The organism is Streptomyces sp. PA03-5A, from assembly GCF_033792725.1.
Lineage (GTDB): Bacteria > Actinomycetota > Actinomycetes > Streptomycetales > Streptomycetaceae > Actinacidiphila.
This window is the reverse complement of the sequence record NZ_JARAVL010000068.1, coordinates 1-22,750: the sequence shown is the minus strand read 5'-3', so window position 1 is coordinate 22,750 and position 22,750 is coordinate 1. Positions and strand designations below refer to the sequence as shown.

The window sequence follows — 22,750 nt, the reverse complement described above, 5'->3', positions numbered from 1 at the left end:
ATGACTTCCGAAGCGGACCGCTGGTACGACGACGACGCCGGGCCCGTGGTGCGGCCGTACGCCATGACACGCGGCCGTACCAGCCACGCCGCGGAAGCCCGGCTCGACCTGATCGCCCTGGTGGTCGCCGAGTCGCGCAGCGCGGACGACGACGCCGACGTCGACCGCACCCTGTCGCCCGAGCACCTCGACATCGTCGAACTGTGCCGGGAGCAGCCGATGTCGGTCGCCGAGCTGGCGGCCGACCTCGACCTGCCCGTGGGCGTCGTCCGGGTGCTCATCGGCGACGTCCTGGAGTCCGGGCTGGTCCACGTCAGCCGGCCCGTCCCACCGGCGGAGCTGCCCGACGCGGGGCTGCTGCGCGACGTGATCGACCGCCTGCGCGCGCTGTGAACCCGCCCGGGGGCGCCGCGGCGGGGACCTCACCCGGCCCGCGACGCCCCCCGGTGCACGGCCTGAGGGTCCGCCACGCGGGGTCCCGCGGCCGCCGGGTGGGCCCGCGGGCGGGTAACGGCCCGCGGACCGCTGGTAGTTGTCCGGTCGGATCGTAGTAATGTTCCACTGCCACAGCTGATCGCCCGACGCAGTCCCTAGGACCCAGGATGCCGCTGACCTGTGTAAACGGCACGACCGGAGGAGTGAGCCATGGCTTTCGGACGCTCTGAACGCCGTCCCTCCCCCGTCGAGCCCGTCACGCTGAAGATCCTGGTGGCGGGCGGCTTCGGCGTGGGCAAGACCACGCTCGTCGGCGCGGTCAGCGAGATCCGCCCGCTGCGCACCGAGGAGACGCTCAGCGAGGTGGGCCGGCCCGTCGACGACACCGCGGGCGTCGAGGCCAAGCGCACCACCACCGTGGCCATGGACTTCGGCCGGATCACCCTCCGCGACGACCTCGTGCTCTACCTGTTCGGCACGCCGGGCCAGGACCGCTTCTGGTTCCTGTGGGACGAGCTGGCGCAGGGCGCCCTGGGGGCGGTCGTCCTCGCGGACACCCGGCGCCTGGAGGACTGCTTCTCCGCGATCGACTACTTCGAGCGCCGTGGCATCCCCTTCGCCGTGGCCGTCAACGTCTTCGATGGGGCCGAGCGGCATCCTGCCGAGACGGTGCGCGACGCACTCGACCTCGACCCCGAGGTGCCGCTGGTGACGTGCGACGCGCGGGACCGCGCCTCGGCGAAGAAGGTGCTCATCACCGTGGTCGAGCACGCGGCCCAGGTGGCCGGCGACCGCCGGTCGGCCGCCGCCAACTGAGCCGCGCGCCGCGGCTGCGGGCGGGCGGGCCGGTCAGCCCCCGGCCGCCGGTACGGGGCCGTCGTCCTCGTCCTCGTCCTGCCAGCCGAAGCTCCGCTCGACCGCCTTCTTCCAGCGGCGGTACTCCTTCTCACGGGTCTTCTCGTCCATCCGCGGCTGCCACTCGGCGTCCTTCTGCCAGTGCGCCTTGAGCGTGTCCAGCCCGTCCCACACGCCGGTGGCGAGCCCCGCGGCGTAGGCCGCGCCCAGCGCCGTGGTCTCCGAGATCCGCGGCCGCACCACCGGGACGCCCAGCACGTCCGCCTGGTGCTGCATCAGCAGGTTGTTGGACGTCATGCCGCCGTCGACCTTGAGCCCGGTGATGTGCACGCCGGAGTCCTGGTACATCGCGTCGACGACCTCGCGGGTCTGCCAGCTGGTCGCCTCCAGCACCGCACGCGCCAGGTGCGCCTTGGTGACGTACCGGGTCAGGCCGGTGACCACGCCGCGCGCGTCGGAGCGCCAGTACGGGGCGAAGAGCCCGGAGAAGGCGGGGACGATGTACGCGCCCCCGTTGTCCGGCACGCTCGCCGCGAGCGCCTCGATCTCGTCCGCCGCGGTGATGATGCCGAGGCTGTCGCGGAACCACTGCACCAGGGCGCCGGTGATGGCGATCGACCCCTCCAGGCAGTAGACCGGCGCCTCCCCGCCCAGCCGGTAGCCCATCGTGGTGAGCAGTCCGTTCTTCGACGGCACGGGCCGGTTCCCGGTGTTGAGCAGCAGGAAGCTGCCCGTCCCGTAGGTGTTCTTGGCGTCGCCCGTCCCGTAGCAGGCCTGGCCGAAGATCGCGGCCTGCTGGTCGCCGAGGGCCGAGGCCACGGGTACGCCGCCCAGCTGGCCGACCGCCGTGCCGTACACCTCGGAGGAGGAGCGGATCTCCGGGAGGACGGCCTCGGGGACGTTCATCGCGGCGAGGATCGCCGGGTCCCACTCCATCGACTCCAGGTTCATCAGCATCGTGCGGCTCGCGTTGGTGACGTCCGTGACGTGGACGCCGCCCTCCGTGCCGCCCGTCAGGTTCCAGATCAGCCAGGAGTCGATGGTGCCGAAAGCGATCTCGCCGTTCTCCGCGCGGCGGCGCAGCCCCGGCACGTTGTCCAGCAGCCAGGCCGCCTTGGGACCGGAGAAGTAGCTGGCGAGCGGCAGTCCGGTGGACTCGCGGAAGCGGTCCTGGCCGTCCTGGCCGCCGAGCCGGTCGCACAGCGCGGCGGTGCGGGTGTCCTGCCACACGATCGCGTTGTGCACCGGGCGGCCGGTGGTGCGGTCCCACAGCACGGTGGTCTCGCGCTGGTTGGTGATGCCGAGCGCGCTGAGCTGGTCCGCGCGCAGCCGGGCCTTGGCGAGCGCACCGGCCACCACGGCCTGGACCTTGGACCAGATCTCGGTGGCGTCGTGCTCCACCCAGCCCGGCTTGGGGAAGATCTGGCGGTGCTCGCGCTGGTCGAGCGCCACGATCGACCCGCCGGAGTCGAAGACGATGCAGCGGCTGGAGGTCGTTCCCTGGTCGATGGCGGCCACGTATCGGATCGCCTGGTCGGAGGTTTCGGTCATGACCGCCTCACTTGAACGCGACGTTGTAGATGAGACCGGACAGTGCACCGCCGATCAGCGGGCCGGCCACCGGGATCCAGGCGTACGCCCAGTCGGAGGTGCCCTTGAAAGGGATCGGCAGGACGGAGTGGACGATGCGCGGCCCGAGGTCGCGGGCCGGGTTGATGGCGTAGCCGGTGGGACCGCCCAGGGAGAGCCCGATGCCGGTCACGAGCAGCGCCACGATCAGGGTGCCGGTACCGGTCTCGCCGAGTCCCTTGCTGAGGCCGAAGGCCAGGATCGGCAGGACGAGACCCATGGTGGCGATCGCCTCCGTCATCAGGTTCTGCCACCAGACGCGGATCTCGGGGACGGTGGAGAAGACGGCGAGCGTGGGCTGACGGGTCTCCTCGGCACGGTTCGCCGCGAACTGGCCGTAGTACACCAGCCAGCACAGCACGGCGCCCAGCATCGCGCCGACGAGCTGCCCGGCGAGGTAGACCGGCACCTGGCTCCACTTGCCCGAGCTGATGGCGACGCCGAAGGTCACGGCGGGGTTCAGCTGCCCGCCGGACAGCGGGCCTGCGGTGTACGCGCCGGCCAGGACCGCGAGGCCCCAGCCGAACGAGATGACGATCCACCCGGATGCCCGGGCCTTCGAGTGGTGGAGGAGCACCCCGGCCACCACGCCGGCGCCGAACAGGATCAGGATCGCCGTTCCGATGATCTCGCCGACAAAGACGTCTCCGTTGGAATACATGACGGCTCCTTCGTGCAGGCGCACGTGTCGGGCATGCGCCGCCAGAGAATGGCGCACGGAGACCCGGGTACGGAGGGTCCCGCCTCCCGCCCGGCCTCCGCGCCACCCGGAAGTGTTGTCGCGGGGTGATGGAGCGTCAAGGTATCGGACAGATCACCTGATTACGACCACCGACGAGCCGTGCCCGAACAGGCCTTGGTTCGCCGTCACCCCCACGCGGGCCCCGGTGACCTGCCGGGGCCCGGACCGGTCGCGCAACTGCCAGGTCAGCTCGCACACCTGCGCGAGCGCCTGGGCGGGCACGGCCTCCCCGAAGGAGGCCAGGCCGCCGCTGGGATTGACCGGAATCCGCCCCCCGAGCGACGTGGCCCCGTCGCGCAGCAGCTTCACCGCCCCGCCCGGCGGGCACAGGCCGAGGTCCTCGTACCAGTCCAGCTCCAGCGCCGTCGACAGGTCGTACACCTCCGCCAGGTCCAGGTCCTCGGGACCGATGCCGGCCTCCTCGTACGCGGCGCGGGCGACGGACGCCCGGAAACCGGTGGCCGGCTCCCGGGGCGCGACGGTGAGGGAGGAGTCGGTGGCGATGTCGGGGAGGTCGGGCACCGTGCGCGGATAGACCGGGGTGACGGTGGAGACCGCGCGGATCCGCACCGGATCCGCCGTCGCGCGGCGCCGGGCGAAGTCCAGGCTGGACAGGACGACGGCGGCGCCCCCGTCGGAGGTGGCGCAGATGTCGAGCAGCCGCAGCGGGTCGGCCACGACGGGGGAGACCGCCACCTCGGCGGCCGTGACCGGCGTCCGGTAGCGGGCGAGCGGGTTGGCGGCGCCGGCGGCCGCGTTCTTCACCTTGACCCGGGCGAAGTCCTCGGGAGTGTCGCCGTGCAGGGCCATGCGGCGGCGCGCGTACAGCCCGAAGTAGGTGGGGTTGGTGGCCCCGAGCACGCGGAAGCGCAGCCAGTCCGGGTCGTCGGGCCGGTCGCCCCCGGCGGGCGCGAAGAAGCCCTTGGGGGCCGCGTCCGCGCCGACGACCAGGGCGGTGTCCACCAGGCCGGCGAGGATGTGGGCCCGGGCGGTGTCGAGGGCCTGGGCCCCGGAGGCGCAGGCGGCGTAGACGCTGGCCACGCGGGCGCCCTGCCAGCCCAGCGCCTGGGCGAAGGCCGCCCCGGCCACGTAGCCGGGGTAGCCGCCGCGCACCGTGTCCGCGCCGACGACCAGTCCGACGTCCCGCCAGTCCAGCCCGGCGTCGGCGAGCGCGGCGCGCGCCGCCGCGACCCCGTATCGGGTGAAGGGGCGGCCCCACTTGCCCCAGGGGTGCATGCCGACGCCGAGCACGGCCACGTCATGGCTCATCGCCCGCCTCCCACGGGGCGCCAGTGCCAGGTGGTCCAGGTGTGCTCCGCGTCCTCGTACAGCACGCCGGGCACCAGCTCGACCTCCATGCCGACGGCCAGATCGGCCACGCCCGTCCCGGGCGCGGCCTGTCCGAGCACGATCATCCGTTCCGCCGTCAGTTCCACCGCCACCAGGACGCGGGGTTCCCAGGGGCGTGAGGGGTCGCAGGGGTACGGGGCGGGCGGTCGGTAGCGGGCGTCGGTGTACGACCAGACCCGGCCCCGCCGCGACAGCGGTACCTCCTCCAGGTCCCCTTCGGCGCCGTCGCAGGCCGGGTTGCGGCAGGCGTGGTCCTCACGGGGGAAGAACACCGCGCCGCAGCCGCGGCACCGGGTGCCGAGCAGCCGGAAGCCGTCCTCGTCCGTCGTGTCGTGTGTGAACCAGCCCGTCACCACGGGTTTCCGCGACCGTGCCACGTCCGGATCCTCCCCTGCTGAACTGACGGTTCGTCAGAAGTGTGCCACGGGCGGGCCGCACGGCGGAACGGGGTGGACGGTGTCGGTGCCCGGTGCTAAGTTCTTCTCGAAGCGAGAAATACTCGAAGTGAGAACAACCGGCGAGAGGTGACGCACGATGGCGGACCGGCAGGGTGAGGACGCGTTCCTCGCCTCCTATGACCCGCGAGCCTTCGAGCCCATCGCCGTGACCGTCGACGTCGTCGCCCTGACGCTGCGTCAAGGGGCCCTGCACGTGCTGCTGGTGCGCCGCGGCGGCCCGCCGTACGAAGGTGCCTGGGCGCTGCCCGGGGGATTCGTCCAGGCCGGACGCGAGTCCCTGGACGAGGCCGCGGCCCGTGAACTGGCCGAGGAGACCGGGCTCGACGCGGCACGCGGCCTCGGCCGCGTCCACCTCGAACAGCTCGGCTCCTACGGCCGCCCCGACCGCGACCCGCGCATGCACGTCGTCTCCGTCGCCTACCTCGCCTTCGCCCCGGACCTCCCCGAGGCACGGGCCGGCAGCGACGCGGCGGCGGCCGAGTGGGTCCCGGTCGAGGCACTCGCACCGCAGGTGAAACCGGACGCCGCCACCGCGCGTCCCAAGGAGCAGGACCGGCCGGCCGGGATCCACGGGGGTGGTTCCGGCCGCCGGTCCGGCCAGGTACAAGGCCTCGCCGCCGACCTCGCCTTCGACCACGGCACGATCCTCGCCGAAGGCCTCGACCGGGCCCGCGCCAAGATCGAGTACACCCCGCTGGCCACCGCCTTCCTCGGCGAGGAGTTCACCGTCACCGAGCTCCGCTCGGTCTACGAGGCGGTCTGGGGCCGCACCCTGCATGCAGGGAACTTCCACCGCAAGGTCCTGTCGGTGCCCGGCTTCGTCGAGTCCACCGGCACCACCGCCGGCCGCGGCGGCTCCAAGGGCGGCCCCCGGGCCCGCCTCTACCGCGCCGGCGACGCCCGCCTCCTGCACCCCGCACTGCTCCGCCCCGACCGTGAGGACAGTGTCCGATGACCGCCACGACGCGTTCCGCGTCCGCACATCGCGTCCGCACCTTCGACGACGCCCTGGCCGCCCTCGGCCGGCCCTTCCCGGCCGACGCCGGTGAGGCCGCCCGGCACCACCGCCGGCTCGCCCGGCTGCTCCACCCCGACACGGCCCCGCCCGGCCGCGCTGACGAGGCCGAGGCCGCCTTCGTCCGCCTCACCGCCGTGTGGCGGCGGCACACCGGCGACGGCCCGGCCCTCACCACCGCCCGCGGCGTGTACCCGCTGGGGCCCGTCCTGGCCGAGGGCGACCTCGCGGTGCTGCGGGCCGCCGGGCCCGGCAGCGCCTTGAAGATCCCCCGGCGGCCCGCCGACAACGACCTGATGGAGCGGGAGGCCGGCGCCCTCACCCGGCTGCACGGCGTCGCCGACGCCCGGCACCGCGCCTACGCACCCCGCCTGGCCGAGTCCTTCCGCCATCGCGGCCCCGACGGCACCGAACGCCGTGTCAACGCGCTCCAGCGGCTGCACGGCTTCCACACCCTCGCCGAGGTCCGCGCCCTCCACCCAGGCGGCCTCGACCCTCGCGACGCCGCCTGGATGTGGCGCCGGCTGCTGGTCGCCCTCGGCTGGGCGCACCGGGCCGGTGTCGTCCACGGCGCTGTCCTGCCCGAGCACGTCCTCATCCACCCCGCACAGCACGGCCTCGTGCTGGTCGACTGGTGCTACTCCACCGAACGCGGCGCGACCGTCCCCGCCCTCGTCGAGCGCCACCGCGCCCTCTACCCGCCCGAGGTCCCCAGCCGGCGCCCCGCCACCGAGGCCACCGACATCCACCTCGCCTCGCGCTGCGTCGAGCAGCTGATGGGAGACCGCGCGCCGCGACCGCTGCGCGCCTTCCTGCGCGGCTGCACGCTCCCTGCGCAGGCCCGCCGCCCGCACGACGCGTGGCGGCTGCTCGCGGAGCTCGACGACGTCCTGGAGGGTCTCTACGGCCCGCGCACCTTCCGCCCGTTCACCATGCCGGGCGGCGGGACCCGGGACGCCTGACACACCTGACACACCTGACACACCAAGGGGGAACCACCATGGGCAGCGGAAGCTGGTCCACCAACGTCTACGACGCCGCCGCGCGCTACCGCGCCGCCAGCGGCGCCGGCGCCTTCGCCTACAGCGACCGCGTCACCTCGTCCGCACCGCGCAGTTCCTGGACCGCGCACCCCTCGCTCGACCCGAAGGACATCGGCGTCCGCGAGAGCCGCGACTCCGACGAGCACCCCACCTCGCTCGCCATCGCCGTGCTGTTCGACGTCACCGGATCCATGCGCACCGTCCCGCAGGTCCTGCAGACCAAGCTCCCCGAGCTCTTCGGCCTGCTCCTGCGCAAGGGCTACACCGAGCACCCGCAGATCCTCTTCGGCGCGGTAGGCGACGCCACCTGCGACCGGGTCCCGCTCCAGCTGGGGCAGTTCGAGTCGGACAACCGCATGGACGACGACCTCGGCAACATCCTGCTGGAGGGCGGGGGCGGCGGCCAGATGACCGAGTCCTACGAGCTCGCCATGTACGCGATGGCCCGGCACACCTCGATCGACTGCCACGACAAGCGCGGCCGCCGCGGCTACCTCTTCCTGATCGGCGACGAGCTGCCCTACGGCAAGGTCAAGGCCCGCGAGGTGCGCGACGTCCTCGGCGACGAGCTCGCCGAGGACATCCCGGTCACGCGGATCGTCGCCGAGCTGCGGCGGAAGTTCGACGTCTACTACATCCTCCCGGCGGGCTCCTCCTACGTCGGCAACACCGAGGTCCTCGGCACCTGGCGGGGGCTCCTCGGCCAGAACGTCATCGAGCTCGACGACCTCGACGCCGTCTGCGAGACCATCGCCCTCACCATCGGGCTCGGCGAGGAGGCCATCGACCTCGCCGAGGGCCTCGAAGACCTCGCCGACCTGGGCTCCGCCGCCACCGGCTCCGTCGGCAAGGCCCTCGCCGCCCTCGACCGCGACCGCGCGGCCGTCGCGGTGACGGACACGCCCCTGATCGACGTCACTGGCGACGGCGACGGCACTGCCACCGGCACCACCCGCCTGTAGGCCCCTCCCGGAGGACCCTGGAGGACCCCGTGCACACCATCGTCGTCGACCTCGGCTACGGCGACGCCGGCAAGGGCACCGTCGTGGACCGGCTCTGCGCGAGCGGGCCGGTCCGCGCGGTCGTCCGCTTCAACGGCGGAGCCCAAGCGGCGCACAACGTCGTCACCACCGACGGACGCCACCACACCTTCGCGCAATTCGGCTCCGGCACCCTCCAGGGCGTTCCCACCCACCTGTCCCGCTTCATGCTGGTGGACCCCCTCGCGCTGGCCGCCGAGGCCGACCACCTCGCCGCCCTCGGCGTCCCCGCGCCGTACGCCCTGCTCAGCGTCGACCGCGCGGCCCGCCTCACCACCCCGTACCACGCCGCCGCCAACCGGCTGCGGGAGCAGGCCCGCGGCGCGGCCCGTCACGGCTCGTGCGGCATGGGCATCGGCGAGACCGCCGCCTACGCCCTCGCCCACCCGCAGGACGCCCCCACCGCGGGGGACTGCGCCTCACGCCCCCGTCTGCTGCGCAAGCTGCGCCTGCTGCGCGACCGCCTGGCCGACGAGTTCGGCCGCCGGCTGCCCGCCCCGCCGCCCGAGGACTGCGCCGACGCCTTCACCGCCTTCGCCCGCGCCGTCACCCTCACCGGCGACGGCCACCTCGCCCGCGTCCTGCGCGAGGGCGCGGTCGTCCTCGAGGGTGCCCAGGGCGTGCTCCTGGACGAGTGGCACGGTTTCCACCCCTACACCACCTGGTCCACGACCACGTTCGCGGGCGCCGAGGCCCTGCTGGCGGAAGCCGGTCAGGAGGCCCGCCGGCTCGGCGTCGTACGGACGTACACCACCCGCCACGGCCCCGGACCGCACGTCACCGAGGACCCCGAACTCGCCCCGCTGCTGCCCGAACCGCACAACGGCCACGGCCCCTGGCAGGGCGCCTTCCGCACCGGCCACTTCGACGCCGTCGCCCACCGCTACGCCGTCGAGGTCTGCGGCGGTGTGGACGCCCTCGCCGTCACCCACCTCGACGCGCCCCGCCGCTGCCCGCAGCTGCGGCTGGTCCGCGCGTACGACACCGGGCAGACGCGGCTGCCCACCGCCCCGGCCGGGGACCTCGGCCGTCAGGCCGCCCTCACCGAGCGGCTGCTGACGGCGCGTCCGGCACGCTGGGACATGCCCGGCCCCGACCCGGCCGCCTGGTCGGAGGCGGTGGGGGAGGCGCTCGGCGCGCCGGTCGTCCTGGAGTCCCACGGCCCGACGGCCGCCGACAAACGGGAGGTTCAGCGCAGGATCCCGGCCTGCCGCGCGGCCGTCATCCAGGAGGGGAACTCCGAGAGGAGCCGGTCGTAGAGCTCCGCGTCCGGCACGGTGGCGATGTCGTCCACTGCGAAGAACCCGACGTTGTCCACACGCCGGCCCGGCAGGGTGTCGAAACGCTCCAGCACCCCGTAGTTGGCCCGGCCCAGGCCGACGAACTGCCAGAACACCGGCTCCTCCACCGCCTCCCGCAACTGCTGCTCGATCTGGGCGTTGCGGTAGACACCCCCGTCGGAGAAGAACAGCACGAGCGTCGGCGCCGCCGTCGGGTACGCCCGCACGAACGCCCGGACCTCGGCGATGACCTTCTGCTCCTCGTTCTGGATGCCGACGAACCGCATGTCGACCTGGCCCGGCTGCAGTCCGTGCCGGGGCTTCTTGGGCCGGCCGAACAGGCTCAGCTCGCCCACCCGGACGTGCAGCCGCAGCCACAGCGGCAGTTCCGCGATCCGCAGGTCCGGCAGCTGCGCCGGGTGCGAGGCGAAGGTCCACGCCTGCATTTCGCCGTCGTCGTCCAGTTGCGCCGCGACCGCCGCCATGCGCTCGACCACGTCGGCGACGACCCCGCGCGCGTACAGGCCGGCCATCGAGCCCGAGGCGTCCAGCACGAGGATCACCCGTGCCACGACGCCCACCGCGCCGTGCTTGCGCAGGCTGACGGCCACCTGCTCCTTGCGCAGGCTCAGCCGCTTGCGCATGTCGGGAGGAAGGTGCTCCTCGCCCTTGGTGAGCCGGACGGCCGGCGGCGGGGGAGCGGCCCCGGCAGGGAAGGGCGGCGGCGGGGGCACCGTCACGGGCAGCGGGGGCCGCGGGTACTGCGGCGGTGGCGGCGCGGCGGCCGGTGCGACCGGCGCCTCGGGCGTCTGCGGCGTGTCCACGGAGATGCCGAAGTCCGTGGCGAGCCCGGCCAGCCCCGAGGCGTAGCCCTGCCCGACGGCCCGGAACTTCCACACCCCGCCGCGCCGGTACAGCTCGCCGCCGAGGAAGGCCGTCTCGGTCGTCGCCAGCATGTCGAACCGCGCGATCTCGGCCCCGTTGCGGGCGTCGAGCAGCCGCAGCCGCAGCCCCGGGACCTGTCCGAAGGTCCCGCCGTCCGCGGAGGCGCACAGCACGATCCGCTCGACCGCCGGCTCCACGCGGGCCAGGTCCACGTCGAGCGCGTCCGAGGCCGGTCCGGGACCCGCCTGCTTACCGGCGTGCCGCACGGCGCCGGAGGCGTGCGCGGGCTGGTTGTAGAACACGAAGTCGGCGTCCGAGCGCACGCGCCCGTCGCCGTTCAGCAGCAGCGCCGATGCGTCGACGTCGGGCACGCCGGGACCCGCGGTCCAGTCGAGCACGGCCCGCACGGCGGGCACGGGAACCGGCAGATTGGCGCCTTTTCCGAGGGATTCGGGTGTCACGGACGTCAGTGTGCCCTCTCACCCGCCACCACGGACAGGGCTCCGCACACGACACCCGTGCCCGGGCAGCCGTACGGAACCGTCCGGTCCCCCGGACGCGGTCCGCTACAGTCCGCGCGTGACCACTCGTCAGAAGGACAGCCACTGCTCCTACTGCGGTACGGAGTTCGCCCCCGGCGCGGGCTGGCCGCGCACCTGCGCGGCCTGCGGCGGCATCACGTACCGCAATCCGCTCCCGGTCGCCGTCGCCCTGGTGCCCGTGCGCACCGCCGAGGGCACCGGTCTGCTCCTCGTGCGCCGGGCGATCGAGCCGCGGCGCGGACTGCTCGCCCTTCCCGGCGGCTTCGTGGACCTCGGCGAGACGTGGCAGGAGGCCGTCGTCCGCGAACTCGACGAGGAGACCGGCATCAAGGCGGCCGCGGGCGAGGTACGGCTCGCCGACGCCCTCAGCGGCGACACCGGGCACCTGCTGGTCTTCGGCCTCCTGCCCGAGCGTGCCGCCGAGGACCTCCCGCCCGCCGTCGTCACCGACGAGACCGACGGCCGGGAACTCCTCCTCGCCCCCGCGGAACTGGCCTTCCCGTTGCACACCGAGGCGGTGCGCAACTGGTTCGACGGCCGCTACTGAACCGCCGCCACCGAACGGCGGCTACTGCACCGCCGTGCCGCGCACCCGCACCCGGTACCCCACCTCGTCGTGCTCCTCACGCTCCACGACGACCCCGCCGTCCGCCACCCGCGAGCCGAAGCGCTCCACCCGCGGGTCGGCCCATCCGTCCCCGGCGTCGGTGATCAGCATGCCGCCCCCGGTGCGCCCGGGCGCGGGCGTCCACACCTCCAGCGTCACGGTGCCGTCCTCCTCCGCCACCGGCACCACGGCACCGGCCCTGGCCAGCACCGGGATGCGCTCCGGCGGCGCGGGCAACAGCACCTGCCCGGGCCCCTGGTACGCCTCCCCGGTCGCGGTGTCGTACCACAGGCCCCGCGGCAGCCGCACCGCCCGTTCCGTCGCCCCCTGCTCCAGTACCGGCGCCACCAGCAGCGCGTCCCCCAGCATGAAGGCGTCCCCGCAGGCACGCAGCTTGCGGTCCTCCGGATCGCCCCACCACACCGGCCGCACATAGGGTGCGCCCGAACGCCGCGCGGTGTGCGCCAGCGTGTACAGGTACGGCATCAGCCGCTCCCGCCCGCGCATGGCCGCCCCGGCCGCCTCCAGCACCTGCGGCCCGAAGCCCCACGGCTCGCGGTGACCGGCGTGGATCGCCGAGTGCGTGCGGAAGAACGGGAAGTACGCGGCCATCTGGAACCAGCGCAGGTACAGCTCCGGCGACGGGCTCCCGGTGAACCCGCCCACGTCCGGACCCGAGTACGGCACCCCGCACAGGCCGAGCCCCAGCACCAGCGACAACGAGGAACGCAGCCCGGGCCACCCCGTCGACACGTCGCCCGACCACGTGCCGCCGTACCGCTGCATGCCCGCCCAGCCGGAGCGCGAGAACAGGAACGGCCGGGAGCCGGGGCGCAGTTCACGCAGCCCCTCGTGTCCGGCGCGCGCCATGGTCAGCCCGTACACGTTGTGCGCCTCGCGGTGGTCGCCGCCGCGGCCCTCCAGGGCGTGCCGGGCGGAGCGGGGGAGGGTGGTGTCGCCGAACGCGGCGAAGGACACCGGTTCGTTCATGTCGTGCCACACCCCGGCGAAGCCCTGGGCGAGCCGCTCCGCGTAGAGCCCGCCCCACCACTTGCGCACCCGCGGGTCAGTGAAGTCGGGGAAGACGGCGTCGCCCGGCCACACCACGCCGCGCACCGGACGCCCCTGCGCGTCGCGCACGAAGGCGTCGCCCGCCGCCCCGCTGTCGTGGACCGGGTTGCCCGGCTCCAGCTTGACCGCGGGGTCCACGATCGACACCAGGCGCACCCCGTGCCCGCGCAACTCCTCGGCGAGCGCGGGCAGGTCGGGGAAGTGCTCGCGGTCGACGGTGAAGACCCGGTGGCCGTCGTAGTGGTCGATGTCCAGGTGCAGCGCGGACAGCGGCAGTTCGCGGTCGCGGTAACCCGCCGCGACCCGCCGTACCTCCGCCGCCGTGCCGAAGCCCCACCGCGCGTGCTGGTACCCCAGCGCCCAGCGCGGCGGCAGCGCGGGCCGGCCGGTCAGCGCGGTCCAGGAGGCCAGGATCCGCGCGGGAGTGCCGGGGATCACCCAGTAGCGCAGCGGGCCGCCGTCCATCCGCGTCTCGCAGCCGCCGGGGCGGTCGTGGCCCGATCCCGCGCCCTCCTCGCCGTCACGCAGGGTCACCCGGCCGTCCCAGGTGTTGTCGTGGAAGACCAGGTGGCTGCCCGCGTCCGCGACGACCAGCTGCAGCGGCATGGTGATGTACAGCGGATCGGTCTCCGGCTCGAAGGCGCCGCCGGGGTCGGTGTTCCACAGCCGGTACGCGCCCTCGCCCAGCCGCGGCCCCGAAGCCCGCCCGCCGAGCCCGAACACGTCCGCGTCCGCCGGCGTCTCCGAGCGCTGCACCCAGCGCGGTTCCGTGCCCTCCGCCGCGTTCACCGGGTCCCACCAGCGCGGCGGCAGGTCACGACGCAGCAGCAGACCTCCCGGCGTGCGGAACTCCACCGCCCCGTGCCGGGAGACCAGCACCGTGATGCGCTCCGACACCACCCGCCAGCCGTCCTTGTCGGGCTCGATGACCGCCCGGGTGTCGGCGTCGGGGCAGCCGCCGTCCAGCGCGTACGACGGCTCCGGCTCGGCACCGTCCCAGCCGCAGAACACCGCGCCGCCCGCCGCGACCCGCACCCGCAGGGTCGACCGGGCGAAGCGGACCACCCCTCCGCCCGGCAGCGGATCCGCGCCCTCGGCGGACCCCGGCACCCGCGCCCGCTCCGGCCCCCGCCGCGGGAGGTCCCGCGCGTCGGTGCGTTGCCGGCGCCACGCCGCGCGCACCGCCCTCAGCCCGTTCGCCGATCCGACCTGCCGTACCTGTCGCACCAGGTCCCGAGCATCCATAAGGCCCACCCTTTCACCGTTCCCGCCCGCCCCGCCGCCGGTCGGCCACCTTCCACCTGGCGGCCCGGCACATGCTTCCACCCCCGAATGTGTGGGGGGTGCCCTGGCGCCGGAGACGATCACGTGGCATCGTCCTGCCCAGCCGCGACCGGGGACATTCCGCCCGGCCGGGGTCCAGCCGCACATCACGCAGCGTCGCGTACCGTCCGGGAGCCGCCCCATGAGCACCACACCTGAGCCCACCGCCGACCCGGCGACCGAGCAGCCGCTGTGGCAGCCCGGCCCGGACCGAGTCTCCGGTGCCCAGGTGACGCGCTTCCAGGCCTGGGCCGCCGAGCACCACGGCGCGCCCGCCCCGGACGCCGCGGACCCCGTCGCCGGCTACCACGCGCTGCATGCCTGGTCGGTGCGCGAGCCCGGGACCTTCTGGCGGTCCGTCGTCGAGTGGTTCGACGTGCGCTTCTCCTCCCCGTACGAGACCGTCCTCGCCGACGCCGCCATGCCCGGCGCGAAGTGGTTCCCCGGGGCCACGCTCAACTACGCCGAACACGCCCTGCGTCCCGCCGGCGACGCCGCCCGGGCCGGTGAGCCCGCCCTGCTCCACCTCGACGAGCGGCACGAGATCGGCTCCACCAGCTGGGCCGAGCTGCGCCGCCAGGTCGCCTCCCTCGCCCACGAGCTGCGCGCCCTTGGCGTCCGCCCCGGCGACCGGGTCAGCGGCTACCTGCCCAACGTCCCCCAGGCCGTCGTCGCCCTGCTCGCCACCGCCGCCGTCGGCGGTGTGTGGACCTCCTGCGCCCCGGACTTCGGCGCCCGCAGCGTGCTGGACCGCTTCCAGCAGGTCGAGCCCGTCGTCCTGTTCACCGTCGACGGCTACCGCTACGGCGGCAAGGAGCACGACCGCACCGGCGTCGTCGCCGAGCTGCGCGCCGAGCTGCCCTCGCTGCGCGCCGTCGTGCACATCCCGCTGCTGGGCACGCCCACCCCGGAGGGCGCCCTGGAGTGGGAGTCCCTGGTCTCCGGCGACCCCGAGCCGGCGTACGAGCAGGTCCCCTTCGACCACCCGCTGTGGGTGCTCTACTCCTCCGGCACCACCGGCCTGCCCAAGGCCATCGTCCAGTCCCAGGGCGGCATCCTGCTGGAGCACCTCAAGCAGACCGGCCTGCACCTCGACCTCGGGCCGCGGGACCGGTTCTTCTGGTACACCTCCACCGGCTGGATGATGTGGAACTTCCTCGTCGGCGGCCTGCTCGCGGGCTCCACGATCGTCCTGTACGACGGCAGCCCCGGCTTTCCCGACACCGGCGCCCAGTGGGGCGTGGCCGAGCGCACCGGCACCACCGTCTTCGGCACCTCCGCCGCGTACGTCATCGCCTGCCGCAAGGCCGGCGTCCACCCCGGCCGCGACCACGACCTGTCGGCCGTCACGTGCGTGGCCACCACCGGCTCCCCGCTCCCGCCGGACGGATTCCGCTGGCTCCACGACGAGGTCAAGGAGGACCTGTGGATCGCCTCCGTCAGCGGCGGCACCGACGTGTGCAGCTGCTTCGCGGGCGGCGTCCCGACCCTGCCGGTGTACATCGGTGAGCTGCAGGCCCCCTGCCTCGGCACCGACCTGCAGGCCTGGGACCCGTACGGCAAGCCGGTCACCGACGAGGTCGGCGAGCTGGTCGTCACCAACCCCATGCCGTCGATGCCCATCCACTTCTGGAACGACCCCGACGGCAGCCGCTACCACGACAGTTACTTCGAGATGTTCCCGGGCGTCTGGCGGCACGGCGACTGGATCACCCTGACCTCGCGCGGCACGGTGGTCATCCACGGCCGTTCCGACTCCACCCTCAACCGCCAGGGCGTCCGCATGGGATCCGCGGACATCTACGAGGCCGTCGAACGGCTCCCGGAGATCCGCGAGTCGCTCGTCATCGGCGTCGAGCAGCCCGACGGCGGTTACTGGATGCCGCTGTTCGTCCAGCTCGCCGAGGGCGCCGTGCTCGACGACGCCCTCCGCGACAAGGTCAAGCGCACCATCCGCGAGCAGCTCTCCCCCCGCCACGTCCCCGACGAGATCATCCCGGTCCCCGGCATCCCGCACACCCTCACCGGCAAGCGCATCGAGGTCCCGGTGAAGAAGCTGCTGCAGGGCACGCCGCTGGACAAGGCCGTCAACCCGGGCTCCGTCGACGACCTGGGGCTGCTCACGTTCTACGCGGACCTGGCCCGCACCCGCAGCTGAGCGCCCGCGGGGGTGAGGCGGCCCCGGCCCCCCCTCACCCCCCGTACGTCGCGCCGAACTCCCCGAGCACGCCGGCGAAGTCGGCGGCCAGAGCCCGCGCGTCCGCGGGCCGCAGCTCCGCGGTCGTGATGCGCACGCCGGGCCCGGCCGCCAGCCGGAACCTCGCCCCCGCGGCCACCCACCACCCGCGCGACCGCAGCCCGTTCACCACCGCCGCCTCGTCGCGCACCGGCACCCACACATTCAGCCCGCTCGCCCCGTGCGCCGCGATCCCGAGCCGCCCCAGCTCGCCGACGAGTGCCTCCCGCCGCTCCGCGTACGCGTCCCGGGCGGCCTCCACCAGCAGCCGCGCCGCCGCGTCCGTCATCAGCCGCGCGGCCATCCCCTGCAGCACATGGCTGATCCACCCCGAGGTCAGCAGCAGCCGTCCGTCGTGCCGCGCCAGCGTCGTCGGGTCGCAGGCGAGGGCCGCCCACCGCAGGTCCGTGCCCAGGTACTTGGTGACCGTGCGCACCTGCGCCCAGCGCGGCAGCCCCCCCGAGGTCAGGCTGTGCAGCGGCACGCCCGCGATCTCCGCGGCGTGGTCGTTCTCGACCACGAGGACGTCGGGCGCCTCCCGCACCACGCCGAGCAGCGCGTCCCGCCGCTCCGGCGAGAAGCACCCGCCGTACGGGTTCTGGGAGCGCGGACTGCACACCACCGCCCGCGCCCCGGCCCGCAGCGCGTCGCGCAGCGCCTCGGGCCGCATGCCCTCGTCGTCGACCGCGACCGGCAGCATGCGCAGTCCCAGCGCGGGCACCAGGTCGAGCAGATGGTGGTAGCCCGGATCCTCCATCGCCACCGCGTCGCCGGGCCGCAGTTCGACGGAGAGCAGCCGCCCGAGGCAGTCGAGCGCGCTGTGCGCGAACGTCACGTCGTCCGCCGGCACGCCGTCGCGGTCGAACCACGCGCGGGTCAGCTCCTCCAGCTCGGGAAGGCGCGGAGCCGACCGGTGCGAGCGCGCCCCGGGCGTCACCTGCACCGACGGCGGCAGTTCCGGCAGGAACGCCGGGTCCGGGTGGCCGCCCGCCAGGTCCCGCAGTCCGGCGGGCACCTTCGGCGGCCTCCTGGACGCCACGGCCGGCGCCTGTGCGACGACGGTGCCGCCGCGTCCGCGCGTGACGACGATCCCGCGCTGCCGGAGCTCCTTGTAGGCGGTCGCCACCGTGCCGGGACTGACTCCCAGGCGATCGGCCAGCGTCCGTACCGGCGGGAGCGCCGCCCCGGGGGACAACGCCCCGTCGGCCACGCCCCGTTCGACGGACGCGGCAATGCCCTTGGCGTTCGTACCGCTGATCGCATATTGTGCTGCCACATTCACAAGTATGTATCAATACAAATTTCGGGTCAAGGGGGCAGTGCATGCGATTCCCTCGCAGCCGCAGCGACATCGAGGACCTCGTACCGGGCGGCCGCGACGGCCGCCGCATGCTCTGGGTGAGCCTCACCGACAAGGCCGGATCCGGTCTCTGGTACGGCACTTCGGCTCTCTACTACACCTACGTCGCCGGACTCGCCCCGCACGAGATCGGCCTCCTGCTCGGCGTCGCCGGTGCCGTCGGCATGGCGGGCACGCCCGTCGCGGGCCGGGTCGCGGACCGCGTGCCGCTCACCCGGCTGCTCCCGGCCGTCCACGCCCTGCGTGCCGCGGCCGCCCTCGGCATCCTGCTCACCGGCACCCTCTGGCTCCTGCTGCCCATCGCCGCGCTCGGCAGCCTCGGCGACCGCGCCGCCTCGGTCCTCACCAAGCTGTACGCCGCACGCGTCGCCGGCCCGGACCGCGTCCGCTACCAGGCCCTCCAGCGCACCGTGGTCAACATCGGCTTCGGCATCGGCGGTCTCGCCGCCGCCGTCGCCCTGGCCATCGGCACCGACACCGCCTACCGCACCATGCTCATCGGGGACGCCCTCTCCTTCGTCGGCGCCGCCCTGCTCGTCCTGCGCTGCGCAGAACCGCCGTCCCCCGTGCGCGTGGTGGCCGGCGCGCCCGCCGCCGCCGGCGGGGAACCGCCCCGGACGAAGACCCCGGCCACCAGCCCATGGCGCGACCGCGGATACCTCGCCTACACCGCCACCGAGACCCTGCTGTTCCTCGACGACACGGCGCTCAACATCGGCCTGCCCCTGTGGATCGCCACCGCGACCGTCGCCCCGCACAGCCTCGTCGCCCTGCTCTTCGTGCTCAACAACGTCCTCGTCGTGCTCTTCCAGGTCCGCCTCAGCCGCCTCGGGGACGAGCCCCGCAGGGCCGCCGCCTCGCTGCCGCTGCTCGGCGTCGCCTTCCTCGTCGCGGGCGGCGCCATGGCCGTCTCGGCCGTGGACTCGACGGGGACCGCGGTCGTCGCCCTCGTCGTCGCCGCCACGGCCTTCACCGCAGCGGAGATCGTCCACGCCGCGATCTCCTGGGAGTTGTCCCTCGCCCTCGCTCCCGGCCGGTCCCAGGGTGCGTACCTCGGCGTCCACGGACTCGCACAGTCGGCCCAGCGCTCGGCGGGCCCGGTCCTGCTCACCTCCGCCGTCATGGCCGCGGGCCCGCTCGGCTGGCTCGGCCTCGGCGCCGGCCTCGCCGCCGTCTCCGTCGGCCAGCGCACCCTCGTGCGCCGCCGCCTGGACCGGCTGGACGCCGCCGAACGCCTTGGGCCGGCGGCCGCGAAGACCCACACCGTCCCCGGCGGGACGGTCACTGTCAGTGGCGGCGATTACGGTGAGTGACAGTTGACCGCCGTACCGAGGGGGAGCCGTCATGGCACATACCAAGCACCGTAAGCAGAGCAGCCGCCCCGCCCGCCGCACCGCGAGGACCGGCCGCCGCACGCTGCGCCGCGAGTCACCGACCACCGTCGCCGTCCTCACCGACCCCGCCGACTTCGCCGCCATGCGCGGCTACCGCAGTTTCACCTTCGACGACCACGCGAGCTACCTGCGGCAGATCGAGGGCCTGCTGCGGTCGCTCGCCTCCCGTGGCATCCACGTCCGCGTCGGGCCCTTCGACCCGGCCGAGTACGCCGAGTACTGCGCCGACACCGGCCACGACCCCGACAGCTCACGCTCCCGCACGCGGTACGCCGCCGACGTCACCACGGCCGGCCCCACCGTCCCCTACGCGGGCCAGCCCCTGGAACACCTCGTCACCGAGCTCGAGTACGAGGCGGGCCGCCAGGCCACCTGGGAACGGGCCTCCGGCATCCTGGCCCGCGCCGGGGACTGCGCCGGCTGCGGCGACGACCTCGCCCGCACCTCCTTCGACCGCGCCTCCCAGGCCCTGATGCGCCTCCTCGAAGCCGCGGGGCCCGGCCACCACCACCTCGTGTGCAGCGTGCCCGCCGAGGGCACCACACTGCTCGCCGCCCTGCACGCCCGCTGCGACGAGCAGGGCATGGTCCACCTCGTCGAGGCCGAGGCACTGGTCTGCTGCACCGTCATCGCCGCCGGGCTCGCCGAGGACAGCCCCGGCGGTCTCGTCCTGCGCAGCGGCGCGGGCACCGGCCAGCCCCCACCCGACCGCCCGGACGAAGTCCGCGGCTGGACGCTGCGCGACGGCTGGCTCCAACCCCTCAGCGAGGCACAGGTCTTCAACGCCTACTGCACCGACGCCGAGTCCGGAGACCCCGTGCCCCCCGAGCCCGGTGTCGTCCACCGCCCGGGATTCGTCCTCCCGCCGCCGGAGGACGACTGAGCACGGCGGAGCCCGCGAACGCCGAGGGGCGCCCCACCACCGGTGGGACGCCCCTCGGGAGGACGGGAAGCGATCACTCCCCGGACAGCACCGCCTGCGCCGCGCGCCGCGCCTCGTCGGCCGTGTCGGTCGCCCGGGCGGCCGCCGCCGCCCGCTCGCACTGCGCCAGGGTGTACTTCGCCAGCGTCGCCCGCACGTAGGGGATCGACGCCGCGCCCATCGACAGGCTCGTCACGCCCAGACCCGTCAGCACGCACGCCAGCAGCGGATCGGAGGCCGCCTCACCGCACACACCGCAGCTCTTGCCCTCGGCCCGCGCGGCCTCGGCCGCCGCGGACACCAGGTCCAGCAGCGCCGGCTGCCACGGATCCTGCAGCCGCGAGACCGAACCGACCTGCCGGTCCGCCGCGAAGGTGTACTGCGCCAGGTCGTTCGTCCCCAGCGAGAGGAACTCGACCTCCTGCAGGATCGACCGTGCCCGCAGGGCAGCCGACGGGATCTCCACCATCGCGCCGAACTTCGCGTGCAGCCCGGCCTCCCGGCACGCGTCCGCGAACGCCTTGGCGTCGATGCGGTCCGCCACCATCGGTGCCATGACCTCGAGGTACACCGGCAGGCCCTCGGCGGCCCTGGCGAGCGCCCGCAGCTGCGTGTGCAGCACATCGGGGTGGGCGAGCAGCGTCCGCAGGCCCCGCACGCCCAGCGCCGGGTTCGGCTCGTCCGCGGGCGTCAGGAACTCCAGCGGCTTGTCGGCACCCGCGTCCAGCACCCGGACCACGACCCGGCCCTCGGGGAAGGCCTCCAGCACCTGCCGGTACGCCTCGACCTGCTTCTCCTCCGACGGCGCGCTGCGGGAGTCGTCCAGGAAGAGGAACTCCGTGCGGAACAGACCCACGCCCTCCGCGCCGGCCTTCACGGCCGCCTCGACGTCCGCGGGACCGCCGACGTTCGCCAGCAGAGGCACCTTGTGCCCGTCCGACGTGGCACCCGGCCCCGAGGTCGCGGCGAGCGCCGCCCTGCGTTCCTCCGCGGCCTTCGCCAGCTCGGCCCGCCGGTCCTTGTCCGGGTCGACGTAGATGTCGCCGGTGCTGCCGTCCACGGCGATGACCGTGCCCTCGGCCAGCTCCGTGGCACCCGGCAGCGCCACCACGGCCGGCACCCCCAGCGCACGCGCGAGGATCGCGCTGTGGCTGGTCGGCCCGCCCTCCTCGGTCACGAAGCCGAGCACCAGCGACGGGTCCAGCAACGCGGTGTCGGCCGGCGCCAGGTCCCGCGCGATCAGCACGTACGGCTCGTCGCTGTCCGGGACACCGGGCATCGGCACCCCGAGCAGCCGCGCCACGATCCGGTTGCGGACGTCGTCGAGGTCCGCGACGCGCCCCGCCAGGTACTCGCCCGCGTTGGCGAGCAGCGCACGGTAGGAGGCGAACGCGTCGTACACCGCGCGCTCCGCCGAGCTGCCCACCGCGATACGGCGCTCCACGTCGGCCATCAGCTCGGGGTCCTGCGCCATCAGCGCCTGGGCCTCCAGCACCGCCTGCGCCTCGCCGCCGGCCAGGTTGCCGCGCGCGATCAGGTCGTTGGCCACCGCCTCGACCGCCTGACGTGCCCGGGCCTGCTCCCGCGGGGCCTCGTCAGCCGGAATCTGCTTGGCCGGAGGCTCGAGGACCGCGGTCCCCATGTGCCGTACCTCGCCGATCGCCACGCCGTGGCTGACACCGACGCCTCGCAGCGTTGTCTCCATCTCACCCGTCTCCGGTCGTCGCGGACGCTCGCGACCGCGTTGCCTGTGTTTATGCGTCGGGAGTGGCCTTGCCGAAAAGGCTACGTCCAAGAGAAGAGCGTGGCCCCGGCGGTCACCTCTCCGTCCTCGACGAGACCGGTCAGCGCCTCGGCCGCCGCCTCAAGCGCCACCACCGGGCACACCGGGGACTTGCCGGCGGCCTCGACCGCCGCGGGGTCCCAGCGCACCATCTCCTGGCCGCGCACCACGGTGTCGCCCTTGTTGACGAGCACCTCGAAGCCCTCGCCGTTCAGCTGCACCGTGTCGATGCCGAGATGGGTCAGCACCCCGTGCCCGTCCGCGTCCACCACGACGAACGCGTGCGCGTGCAGGGACACGACCACACCGTCCACCGGGGACACGGCCACCGACGGCTCGCGCACGGGGTCGATCGCCGTGCCGGGCCCCACCATGGCACCGGAGAACACGGGGTCGGGCACCGCGGCCAGACCGATGACGCGCCCGGTCAGGGGCGACGAGACAGTCGTCATGAGGAAGCCTCCAAGCAAGTGGTCCAGACCACTCAAGTCTGCCACCCCCTTGAGGCCCGGCACACCACGCCACCGCACGCCACCCTCGATTTGCTCCGACCGGGCGCCTCCAGTACGTTGGGTCAACCCCCGCGACGAGAACGCCACGGAGACGTGCGTGCTCACAGCGGTGCGGTAAATCCGACGGAAAGCATCTGATAAAGTCGGGGAGCGCGAAAGCCGAAAGGCAGAAACGCAAAAGCAGGAAATCCCCGCCGGCGGGAATCGGGCCCGAAAGAGTCTGATAAGCTGGTGACAACGAAGGGAAAGCCCGGAGGGGCCGGTGAAA

The 22,750-nt window shown here is 74.0% G+C and carries 19 protein-coding genes; 10 read left to right on the top strand and 9 right to left on the bottom strand.

The annotated features are described in order from the left end of the window. Positions 1-393: a DUF742 domain-containing protein gene (locus tag PV410_RS43350; RefSeq protein WP_499510588.1), complete on the top strand. Its 393-nt coding sequence runs from the start codon at positions 1-3 to the stop codon at positions 391-393. 252 nt (positions 394-645) lie between these two features. Beyond that, complete coding sequence (locus PV410_RS43345) at positions 646-1,251, top strand: GTP-binding protein (RefSeq protein WP_500332189.1); 606 nt, start codon at positions 646-648, stop codon at positions 1,249-1,251. A gap of 33 nt (positions 1,252-1,284) precedes the next feature. Here the strand turns inward: PV410_RS43345 and glpK are convergent, their stop codons facing one another. From glpK to PV410_RS43325, 4 genes are all read right to left on the bottom strand, one after another. After that, positions 1,285-2,841: a glycerol kinase GlpK gene (gene glpK / locus PV410_RS43340; RefSeq protein ID WP_500332188.1), complete on the bottom strand. Its 1,557-nt coding sequence runs from the start codon at positions 2,839-2,841 to the stop codon at positions 1,285-1,287. Between the two features lie 7 nt (positions 2,842-2,848). Beyond that, positions 2,849-3,580: an MIP/aquaporin family protein gene (locus PV410_RS43335; protein ID WP_500332187.1), complete on the bottom strand. Its 732-nt coding sequence runs from the start codon at positions 3,578-3,580 to the stop codon at positions 2,849-2,851. 153 nt (positions 3,581-3,733) lie between these two features. After that, positions 3,734-4,930 (bottom strand): lipid-transfer protein, encoded by a 1,197-nt coding sequence (locus PV410_RS43330; protein ID WP_500332186.1) that lies wholly within the window; start codon positions 4,928-4,930, stop codon positions 3,734-3,736. Then, positions 4,927-5,388 carry a Zn-ribbon domain-containing OB-fold protein gene (locus tag PV410_RS43325; protein WP_500332185.1) on the bottom strand — a complete coding sequence of 154 codons (462 nt, stop codon included), beginning with the start codon at positions 5,386-5,388 and terminating at the stop codon, positions 4,927-4,929. The genes PV410_RS43330 and PV410_RS43325 overlap by 4 nt, the downstream gene beginning before the upstream one ends. Before the next feature lie 157 nt (positions 5,389-5,545). Between PV410_RS43325 and PV410_RS43320 the strand changes: the two genes are divergently transcribed. Genes PV410_RS43320 through PV410_RS43305 form a run of 4 tightly spaced genes read left to right on the top strand, consistent with a single transcriptional unit; the run spans position 5,546 to position 9,826 of the window. After that, entirely contained in the window at positions 5,546-6,424 is an 879-nt protein-coding gene (locus PV410_RS43320; RefSeq protein WP_500332184.1) for an NUDIX hydrolase, read from the top strand. Then, entirely contained in the window at positions 6,421-7,446 is a 1,026-nt protein-coding gene (locus PV410_RS43315; RefSeq protein WP_500332183.1) for a molecular chaperone DnaJ, read from the top strand. Before PV410_RS43320 ends, PV410_RS43315 begins: the two co-directional genes overlap by 4 nt. Before the next feature lie 38 nt (positions 7,447-7,484). Continuing rightward, positions 7,485-8,489 carry a hypothetical protein gene (locus PV410_RS43310; protein WP_500332182.1) on the top strand — a complete coding sequence of 335 codons (1,005 nt, stop codon included), beginning with the start codon at positions 7,485-7,487 and terminating at the stop codon, positions 8,487-8,489. A 29-nt stretch (positions 8,490-8,518) separates the two neighbouring features. Then, positions 8,519-9,826, top strand: coding sequence for an adenylosuccinate synthetase (locus PV410_RS43305; RefSeq protein ID WP_500332181.1), 1,308 nt, complete (start codon positions 8,519-8,521; stop codon positions 9,824-9,826). On the opposite strand, the gene PV410_RS43300 is transcribed toward PV410_RS43305, so the two are convergent. Next, the gene (locus PV410_RS43300) at positions 9,757-11,193 is read right to left on the bottom strand and encodes a VWA domain-containing protein (RefSeq protein WP_500332180.1); all 1,437 of its coding nucleotides are present in this window, start codon (positions 11,191-11,193) and stop codon (positions 9,757-9,759) included. The genes PV410_RS43305 and PV410_RS43300 overlap by 70 nt on opposite strands. A 118-nt stretch (positions 11,194-11,311) precedes the next feature. Here PV410_RS43300 and PV410_RS43295 point away from each other — a divergent pair, with 118 nt between their 5' ends. Next, positions 11,312-11,821 carry an NUDIX domain-containing protein gene (locus tag PV410_RS43295; RefSeq protein WP_500332179.1) on the top strand — a complete coding sequence of 170 codons (510 nt, stop codon included), beginning with the start codon at positions 11,312-11,314 and terminating at the stop codon, positions 11,819-11,821. 21 nt (positions 11,822-11,842) lie between these two features. Here PV410_RS43295 and PV410_RS43290 read toward each other — a convergent pair whose 3' ends face one another. After that, a complete protein-coding gene (locus tag PV410_RS43290; RefSeq protein WP_500332178.1) occupies positions 11,843-14,197 on the bottom strand; it encodes a glycoside hydrolase family 31 protein in 2,355 nt (784 codons plus the stop codon). Between the two features lie 220 nt (positions 14,198-14,417). On the opposite strand from PV410_RS43290, the gene PV410_RS43285 reads away from it, so the two are divergent. Further along, positions 14,418-16,433 (top strand): acetoacetate--CoA ligase, encoded by a 2,016-nt coding sequence (locus tag PV410_RS43285; RefSeq protein WP_500332177.1) that lies wholly within the window; start codon positions 14,418-14,420, stop codon positions 16,431-16,433. 34 nt (positions 16,434-16,467) lie between these two features. Here PV410_RS43285 and PV410_RS43280 read toward each other — a convergent pair whose 3' ends face one another. Continuing rightward, a complete protein-coding gene (locus PV410_RS43280; protein WP_500332176.1) occupies positions 16,468-17,787 on the bottom strand; it encodes an aminotransferase class I/II-fold pyridoxal phosphate-dependent enzyme in 1,320 nt (439 codons plus the stop codon). A gap of 47 nt (positions 17,788-17,834) precedes the next feature. On the opposite strand from PV410_RS43280, the gene PV410_RS43275 reads away from it, so the two are divergent. Beyond that, complete coding sequence (locus tag PV410_RS43275) at positions 17,835-19,184, top strand: MFS transporter (protein ID WP_500332175.1); 1,350 nt, start codon at positions 17,835-17,837, stop codon at positions 19,182-19,184. A 31-nt stretch (positions 19,185-19,215) separates the two neighbouring features. Beyond that, on the top strand, positions 19,216-20,148 hold the full coding sequence (locus PV410_RS43270) for a DUF8829 domain-containing protein (RefSeq protein WP_500332174.1): 933 nt from the start codon (positions 19,216-19,218) through the stop codon (positions 20,146-20,148). Positions 20,149-20,221: 73 nt separating this feature from the next. On the opposite strand, the gene ptsP is transcribed toward PV410_RS43270, so the two are convergent. After that, positions 20,222-21,892 carry a phosphoenolpyruvate--protein phosphotransferase gene (gene ptsP / locus PV410_RS43265; RefSeq protein WP_500332173.1) on the bottom strand — a complete coding sequence of 557 codons (1,671 nt, stop codon included), beginning with the start codon at positions 21,890-21,892 and terminating at the stop codon, positions 20,222-20,224. Between the two features lie 80 nt (positions 21,893-21,972). Next, entirely contained in the window at positions 21,973-22,422 is a 450-nt protein-coding gene (locus tag PV410_RS43260) for a PTS sugar transporter subunit IIA (RefSeq protein WP_499510571.1), read from the bottom strand. Positions 22,423-22,750: the final 328 nt, after the last annotated feature.

Coding starts and splice junctions, on each gene's coding strand:
- PV410_RS43350 (WP_499510588.1), top strand. CDS start 1: ATGACTTCCGAAGCGGACCGCTGGTACGACGACGACGCCGGGCCCGTG.
- PV410_RS43345 (WP_500332189.1), top strand. CDS start 646: ATGGCTTTCGGACGCTCTGAACGCCGTCCCTCCCCCGTCGAGCCCGTC.
- glpK (WP_500332188.1), bottom strand. CDS start 2,841: ATGACCGAAACCTCCGACCAGGCGATCCGATACGTGGCCGCCATCGAC.
- PV410_RS43335 (WP_500332187.1), bottom strand. CDS start 3,580: ATGTATTCCAACGGAGACGTCTTTGTCGGCGAGATCATCGGAACGGCG.
- PV410_RS43330 (WP_500332186.1), bottom strand. CDS start 4,930: ATGAGCCATGACGTGGCCGTGCTCGGCGTCGGCATGCACCCCTGGGGC.
- PV410_RS43320 (WP_500332184.1), top strand. CDS start 5,546: ATGGCGGACCGGCAGGGTGAGGACGCGTTCCTCGCCTCCTATGACCCG.
- PV410_RS43315 (WP_500332183.1), top strand. CDS start 6,421: ATGACCGCCACGACGCGTTCCGCGTCCGCACATCGCGTCCGCACCTTC.
- PV410_RS43310 (WP_500332182.1), top strand. CDS start 7,485: ATGGGCAGCGGAAGCTGGTCCACCAACGTCTACGACGCCGCCGCGCGC.
- PV410_RS43290 (WP_500332178.1), bottom strand. CDS start 14,197: ATGGATGCTCGGGACCTGGTGCGACAGGTACGGCAGGTCGGATCGGCG.
- PV410_RS43285 (WP_500332177.1), top strand. CDS start 14,418: ATGAGCACCACACCTGAGCCCACCGCCGACCCGGCGACCGAGCAGCCG.
- PV410_RS43275 (WP_500332175.1), top strand. CDS start 17,835: ATGCGATTCCCTCGCAGCCGCAGCGACATCGAGGACCTCGTACCGGGC.
- PV410_RS43270 (WP_500332174.1), top strand. CDS start 19,216: ATGGCACATACCAAGCACCGTAAGCAGAGCAGCCGCCCCGCCCGCCGC.
- ptsP (WP_500332173.1), bottom strand. CDS start 21,892: ATGGAGACAACGCTGCGAGGCGTCGGTGTCAGCCACGGCGTGGCGATC.
- PV410_RS43260 (WP_499510571.1), bottom strand. CDS start 22,422: ATGACGACTGTCTCGTCGCCCCTGACCGGGCGCGTCATCGGTCTGGCC.